The sequence below is a fragment of the Nitrospina gracilis 3/211 genome, assembly GCF_000341545.2.
In the GTDB taxonomy this organism is placed as follows: domain Bacteria; phylum Nitrospinota; class Nitrospinia; order Nitrospinales; family Nitrospinaceae; genus Nitrospina; species Nitrospina gracilis.
Genome location: NZ_HG422173.1, coordinates 2,987,580 through 2,993,579 on the forward strand (window position 1 = coordinate 2,987,580; position 6,000 = coordinate 2,993,579).

Consider the following 6,000-nt stretch of genomic DNA (forward strand, 5'->3'; position numbering starts at 1 on the left):
CTCCGCCGGCGGAAAACGGGTGAGGTCCGGCTTGCGGCCCAATCGGATGGTTGTCTCGCAATTCGTTTCATCACCGATTCATTGTACTCAAACAGGCAGGGCGATTTCCAACCCGGAATGGGAGGCAGAGGCAATGAAGGAAGGGATCAAGTGGTTTTTGACCTCAACTGGCCATACATCCGGATGACCTTGCGGGAATACTTTTTGGGTTTTTGCCCTGGCGCAGGTAGCGGGAAAGCCGTGAAGGCCCGTGGTTGTAAGCCTCCAGAGCCAAATCCAGGTCCTGGAACCGTTTCTGAAGTTTGTCGAGGTACATCGCACCGAGCGCAATGTTCGTATCCGGGTTGAACAGCGTGAAGTTACCCTTCCACGCCATTTGCGCTTCTGTCGCCAGTGCCGAGCCCGTTGCGGGACGGATCTGCATCAAACCCAGGGCCCCTTTGTGCGACTTCGCTTTCTGATTGAACGAGCTTTCCGTAACGATGAGGGCCGTCAAAAGCAGGGGATCGTGACCGTATTTCCGGCTTTCACTGAAAATACGGTTGGATATGCTCCGCATTCCTTTCCTGTCGAGGCCGGAATTGTATTTGCGGATCACCTCGTGTATCCGGTTTCTGATGCGCCGCTCCTGCCGGATGGCATCGAACCGAGCCTTCAGGTACAGATCCCGGAACGTCTGCTTGTCCAGCTTCATCATGTACCGCGATTCCGCAGAAATTCCCTTCACAGCCCTTGATTTCTCAGGAAAAAAACCGAAAAGGGTTAACAGGAGAACCAACGATAAAAGACTGCTCTGTTTAGATAGTGCCTTCATGCAAGGTGCAAATCAGCGCAACAGATTCAGGTTTTGACATGAATTATTGCTGATTGGAAAATAGGTGGAATGTGGCGGTCCCGGAGTGGCATCGGAGCCGCGACCTCCGTCATTCAAAGCCCAAACAACCCAGCCCATGAAAAAATCATGTTGGCCGCGGCTGGAAAAGGATTATATATTTAATTAAAACCCTTGTCAAATTGGGACTTATAGGGATTTTGCCGATATAAACTGGCCCCTCGCTTGGCTTTCCCTATAATGGAAGTTAAACCTTGTTAAACAAGAATTTATGAAGATCGTATGTCCGAAATGCCGCGCGAATTATGAGGTCGCCCTCCCTCCCTTGGGCGAACAGGGCATCGAGCTTAAATGTGCGGTCTGCCACCATCCGTTCCGCATCAAGAAAAAAGCGGCCCCATCTTTGACAAAGCCGCAGCCGCCCACCCAACCTCGAACCGGTGGGGAAAGTGCCTCCCCCGACTCGCAAAAAAGCCACGGTGCACCTCCGGTTGTGTCAGACAATGAAGAAACGTCGGAATCAAAAATAGAAGAAACATCAGGCGACATGCTGGGCCTGGGAGATGAACCGATCGATCCCGACCTGCCGGAGGAAGTGATCGCGCGTGCCGAAGACCTGAAAGCCATTCCCAACACCAAAGACTGGGATCAGGTAGCGGACTCGGCAAAAGCGCTGGAAGAGGAGGAACTCGCAGAAGCCGCCCAGCACGCGGAAGAGTTTGCCAAAAACGGGGATTCCTCAACCGAATCTTCCGAGGAAACCGGCAACGACGCAATGCCGGAGAATCCGGAACCCGTTGAAACGATTGCCAAGGCACCCGAGGATCTGGTTGACCCTGAAATCTGGGTAGACGCAATATCCGGAGAAGCGGAGCCCGAAGCTCCTCCGGAAGAAGAGGCTTCCGACGCTCCCTTTGAGGATCCGGAATTGTGGGCCGAGGCTTTTGCGGATGAAACGACACAACCCGCCGCCCTCAATGCGGAACCGGAAGAGGAAGCCGCAGAACCGGAAGCGCTGGAAGAAGAGGTCGATGATACCGATGCCTGGGCCGAAATGTTTGCGGAAATGGCACCCGAAGACGACCAGTGGGAAAAGGCGGCGGCCGAAAGCGAAATGGAATCCTCCGCTGACACGGACTTGCTGGATGACGCTGACAGGCCCGGGGCCCAGGAGCCTTCTCCACCGGAGGAAGTCCCTCCAGAAAGGCCGGACGAGGTCCCTCCAGAACCGGAACCCGTTCCTTCCCCGCCGCCCAGGGAAATCCCCTCAGACCAGCCTGAGGAGGTGTCGTCCGAGCCGGAAGGAATGACGACCGGGACCGCTCCGGAGCCGTCCAAATCTTATGAAGACCTGGAATCCGAACTCGAGGCACTGGAGGAACAAAGAAAAAACTCAAAAGTCAGAAGGCGGAGTCCAAACTGAAGCAACTGGAAGAACAGCGCCTGATGCTGGAGTTGGAAAGACAAAAATTACAGGGCGAAGCTTTCGAGGAACAAGAGGAAAAAGAACCGGATGTCGCATCCCTTCAGGAACAGGAAACCCGACCGGAACCCGAACCCAGCGTGGAGCCCGAAGTCCTCACTACCGTGGAGGAGTTGACCGCGTCCCACGGGGAACCGGAAGAAACCAATATGGTGGACGACGATCTGGACGTTATCGGGCTGGATGAAGAGTTCGCCGACCAGGAAAAGGAAGTCATTGGCCTGGACGAAGAGTTTGCGCGGGCGGATGCAGAAGCGACCCTGGACCCCGTCCCGCCGGCTCCCAATGATTCCTTTACCGATTTGTTCCCGGAAACCCAGGGCGAAACCGGAACGATGCCTGAAACGAAAACCGCCGCCTCAGGAAAAGAAACGGCACCCCCTCCGGAGGAAGAAGCCGAATCCGAGACCCCTCCCAAACCCCTGCATCCCGGGTTCAGCGCCTTGGAGAATCTTGGAGGTGATTTTTTTTCCGGAGATCGGGTAACCGGGGAATCGAAGCCTGCGGCCAAGGAATCCGCCATGTTCGATGACCTGGGTAAAATGGGCTTGGACGACTTGCCTTCGGACCCTTCACCCGGCCTGGATTACACTTCCGCCACATCGAACGAGGAACCGGACGACTTCACCGCCGCCTTCTTCAGTCAAAAAGGAGAGCTGGACATCGCGTCCCTTGGAAAACAGGATGCAGGTACCCCATCGCCGATGAAAAACGTATCGGATTCCAGCTGGGCGGAGTCGCTGGATGCTTCCGAGGAAGACGATGGGTTGACGCGGGAGGAAATGTGGGAACGCGAGTTTCCCAACATGGATGAGAGTGAAGAGGAAAACGCCATGGCGGTCACCAACGACGACCCGTTTTCAGATGTAGGGGATTTCAGCGAGGAAGAAGATCTGGACGAGTATGACGACGATGCCCGCCCGGTGGTCATTGGCAGGGAATATGACGATGACGTGGCGCACGAGGAGGAAGGGTTTGAAGGCGTCAACGAGTCGGCTTACGAAGACTATGATGAGGACGAAGATTACGACCTTGCTTTCAGGGAGAAAAAACCCGGTCTGTTCTCAACCCATCAGGGCCGCAAAGGCGGCCTGGTCGCCGCATCGGTCGTGGCAGTCCTTCTTCTGCTTGCCGGGACAGGGTATTTCCTCATGCAAACCTTCACTCCGGAGGAGTTGACCGACTCCATGGTGGCAGATGGTGAAATTCCTGAAGACATGGTTCCTCATGAAACCCAAAGCACTCAAACTTCCCCCACCATCAATCCCGAGGTGCAGGACCTGCTTACGGAGTCCGGGGAGGAAAAAGCACTGGACATCGATCAATTGATGGGAGACACCCGGATTCCCGAACCCAAGACCGGGCGGGAAATCGAGCCGGTGGTGAAGGACCCCGAAACCAAACCCGGCAACGCACTGGATGAGGCGGCACAATTGCTGGAGCCTTCCGAGGACAATGAACTTTTGAAGGAACTGGAACAATCCGATATCCTTCAGGAATCCCAACAGGAAATCGAGCAGGCGGTGAAGCAGGAAGAAGAACTCGCGCAGTTCATTGATCCCAATGCCACCATCGTGGCCTTCAACACGATTCTGCCCGTTGCTTATAACACCACGGACATCCGCGTATTGAGTTTCCGTCTGGAGATTGAAATGGACACGCCGGACAGCGCGGAGGTTGTTCGCAAGGCCCTGCCCGTTTACGAGAACGTGATGGTTTCGACGGTGGAGCGGTTTTTCAAACAGCGGTTCTATACCGATGTGGTGTACGCCAAGGAAAAACTGCGCGACAGGCTGCAGGAAGCGTTCAACAAGAACATCGAAAACGGGAAAATCCGCAAAGCCAACTTCACCGACTTCGCTATCCAGTAATCAGTTTTCTTCCGCCCAATCTTCCTTACCTGGCCCTCCGGGGGGCAATGTCCGGAGGCGGCACGTGCTCCTGCAATAGTTGATAGGTCTGGTGGATCAGATCGCTGATGCCTTTCCCTGTCACTGAGGACACCGCCAACAGCCTGGGATTGATGACCTTCAGGCGCTCGCGGTAACGTTCGAATTTATCCTCCGCTTCCGGGTGGTCGATCTTGCTCGCCACCAGGATCTGCGGCTTTTCGTACAACTCCTCGCTGAACGCCTTCAACTCTTTCTGAATGATTTCATAATCCTCGATTGGATCGCGATCAGACAGTGCGGAGAAGTCCAGCATGTGCAAGATAACGCGGGTGCGTTCGGTGTGTTTGAGAAAGCGGGTGCCCAGTCCCTTGCCCTCGTGCGCGCCTTCGATGAGGCCGGGAATGTCCGCAGCGACAAACGACTGGTATTCGTCCACACGCACCAGTCCGAGGTTGGGTGTGAGCGTGGTGAAGGGGTAGTCGGCAACCTTTGGCCGTGCGTTGGAGATTTTGGAGATAAGCGTGGACTTGCCGGCATTGGGAAACCCGATGATGCCGACATCGGCAAGCAGTTTCAGTTCCACCAGCAGGACGCGCGAGTCACCCGGCTTTCCCGAATCGGCCCGGCGTGGAGCGCGGTTGGTGGAGGATTTGTAGTGGTCGTTGCCGAACCCGCCGCGGCCGCCCTTGGCGGCGAGGTATTCCTGGAATTCTTCGGTCAGGTCCGCCAGCACATTTCCCGTATCGTAGTCCTTGACGATCGTGCCCTGGGGGACACGGATGACGCAGGTCTCACCGCTTTTTCCGGTTTTGAGATTGCCGCTTCCAGGGCGGCCATTTTCGGCGCGGTAAAGTTGCTGGTAACGGAGGTCGAGAAGAGTGGTGAGGTTGGAAACGGCCTGCAGAACAACATCGCCGCCGCGGCCGCCGTCGCCGCCGTCGGGTCCGCCCTTGGGAATGTACTTCTCACGGCGGAAACTGCAACAGCCGTCGCCGCCTTTGCCCGCGCGGACGGTGATCTTGACCTGATCGACAAACATGTATGGAAACGCATCCCCTTATAGGGAGCGCCTCAGTTGGCGGGATAAATGCTGACTTTTTTCTTGGTGCGGCTCAGCCACTCGAACTTCACGACGCCCGGCTCTTTGGCGAACAGCGTGTAGTCGTTGCCCACACCGACGTTGGTACCGGCATGGATGGTCGTGCCGCGCTGGCGCACGATGATCTCGCCCGCTTTAACGGTTTGCCCGGCGAACCGCTTCACACCCAGCCGCTTGCCAATGCTGTCTCGGCCGTTCGAAGTACTGCCCTGTCCTTTTTTGTGTGCCATGACGTCTCCTTCGCCTTACTTGGAAATGCCGGTGATCTTGAGGCGGGTCACCATCTGGCGGTGTCCGTTTTTCCGGCGGTAGTTCTTGCGGCGTCGCTTCTTGAATACCAGAATCTTTTTGTCCTTGAACTGCTCCACGATCTCGGCTGTCACCGCACTGCCGGAGACAAGAGGACTGCCTACCTGGATGTCCTCATCCGCACCGACCAGAAGAACCTGGTCCAGAGTGACTGTATCGCCGACGTTGCCTTCCACTTTTTCCACCTGGATGACGTCGCCTTCGGCAACCTTGTACTGCTTTCCGCCTGTTTTGAGTACCGCGTACATTCCAATAACTCCAATGAACCTGTCTGGGACCGGTTTGGCTGGTGAGAGATGCTTTCCTGCGAGCCGGAAACGAAAGAAAGAATATACCGAAAACCCCCCTCCAAGTCAACCGGACCGGGGCCTTCCCAAAATTATTT

General features: G+C 55.9%; 6 protein-coding genes and 1 pseudogene. 3 read left to right on the plus strand and 4 right to left on the minus strand.

Annotation, left to right across the window (positions count from 1 at the left end):
- Nucleotides 1–163: 163 nt before the first annotated feature.
- Entirely contained in the window at nt 164–727 is a 564-nt protein-coding gene (locus TX82_RS14360) for a lytic transglycosylase domain-containing protein (protein ID WP_187291982.1), read from the minus strand.
- A gap of 376 nt (nt 728–1,103) precedes the next feature.
- Between TX82_RS14360 and TX82_RS17260 the strand changes: the two are divergent.
- The 3 genes and pseudogenes from TX82_RS17260 to TX82_RS14370 form a co-directional block, all read left to right on the plus strand.
- Nucleotides 1,104–1,199, plus strand: a pseudogene (locus TX82_RS17260) (zinc-ribbon domain-containing protein); the annotation flags it as partial.
- Between the two features lie 126 nt (nt 1,200–1,325).
- Entirely contained in the window at nt 1,326–2,255 is a 930-nt protein-coding gene (locus TX82_RS14365; RefSeq protein ID WP_244875044.1) for a hypothetical protein, read from the plus strand.
- Between the two features lie 23 nt (nt 2,256–2,278).
- Nucleotides 2,279–4,186 (plus strand): flagellar basal body-associated FliL family protein, encoded by a 1,908-nt coding sequence (locus TX82_RS14370; protein ID WP_005005842.1) that lies wholly within the window; start codon nt 2,279–2,281, stop codon nt 4,184–4,186.
- 25 nt (nt 4,187–4,211) lie between these two features.
- Here the strand turns inward: TX82_RS14370 and obgE are convergent, their stop codons facing one another.
- The 3 genes from obgE to rplU are packed head-to-tail and all read right to left on the minus strand — an operon-like array spanning nt 4,212 to nt 5,863.
- On the minus strand, nt 4,212–5,246 hold the full coding sequence (gene obgE, locus TX82_RS14375; RefSeq protein ID WP_005005843.1) for a GTPase ObgE: 1,035 nt from the start codon (nt 5,244–5,246) through the stop codon (nt 4,212–4,214).
- Between the two features lie 32 nt (nt 5,247–5,278).
- Nucleotides 5,279–5,536, minus strand: coding sequence for a 50S ribosomal protein L27 (gene rpmA / locus TX82_RS14380; protein WP_005005844.1), 258 nt, complete (start codon nt 5,534–5,536; stop codon nt 5,279–5,281).
- 15 nt (nt 5,537–5,551) lie between these two features.
- A complete protein-coding gene (rplU, locus tag TX82_RS14385; protein WP_005005845.1) occupies nt 5,552–5,863 on the minus strand; it encodes a 50S ribosomal protein L21 in 312 nt (103 codons plus the stop codon).
- Nucleotides 5,864–6,000 lie beyond the last annotated feature (137 nt).

Bases quoted from the DNA above. Each gene is read 5' to 3' on its own strand.
- TX82_RS14370 (WP_005005842.1), top strand. From the start codon at position 2,279: ATGCTGGAGTTGGAAAGACAAAAATTACAGGGCGAAGCTTTCGAGGAA.
- obgE (WP_005005843.1), bottom strand. From the start codon at position 5,246: ATGTTTGTCGATCAGGTCAAGATCACCGTCCGCGCGGGCAAAGGCGGC.
- rpmA (WP_005005844.1), bottom strand. From the start codon at position 5,536: ATGGCACACAAAAAAGGACAGGGCAGTACTTCGAACGGCCGAGACAGC.
- rplU (WP_005005845.1), bottom strand. From the start codon at position 5,863: ATGTACGCGGTACTCAAAACAGGCGGAAAGCAGTACAAGGTTGCCGAA.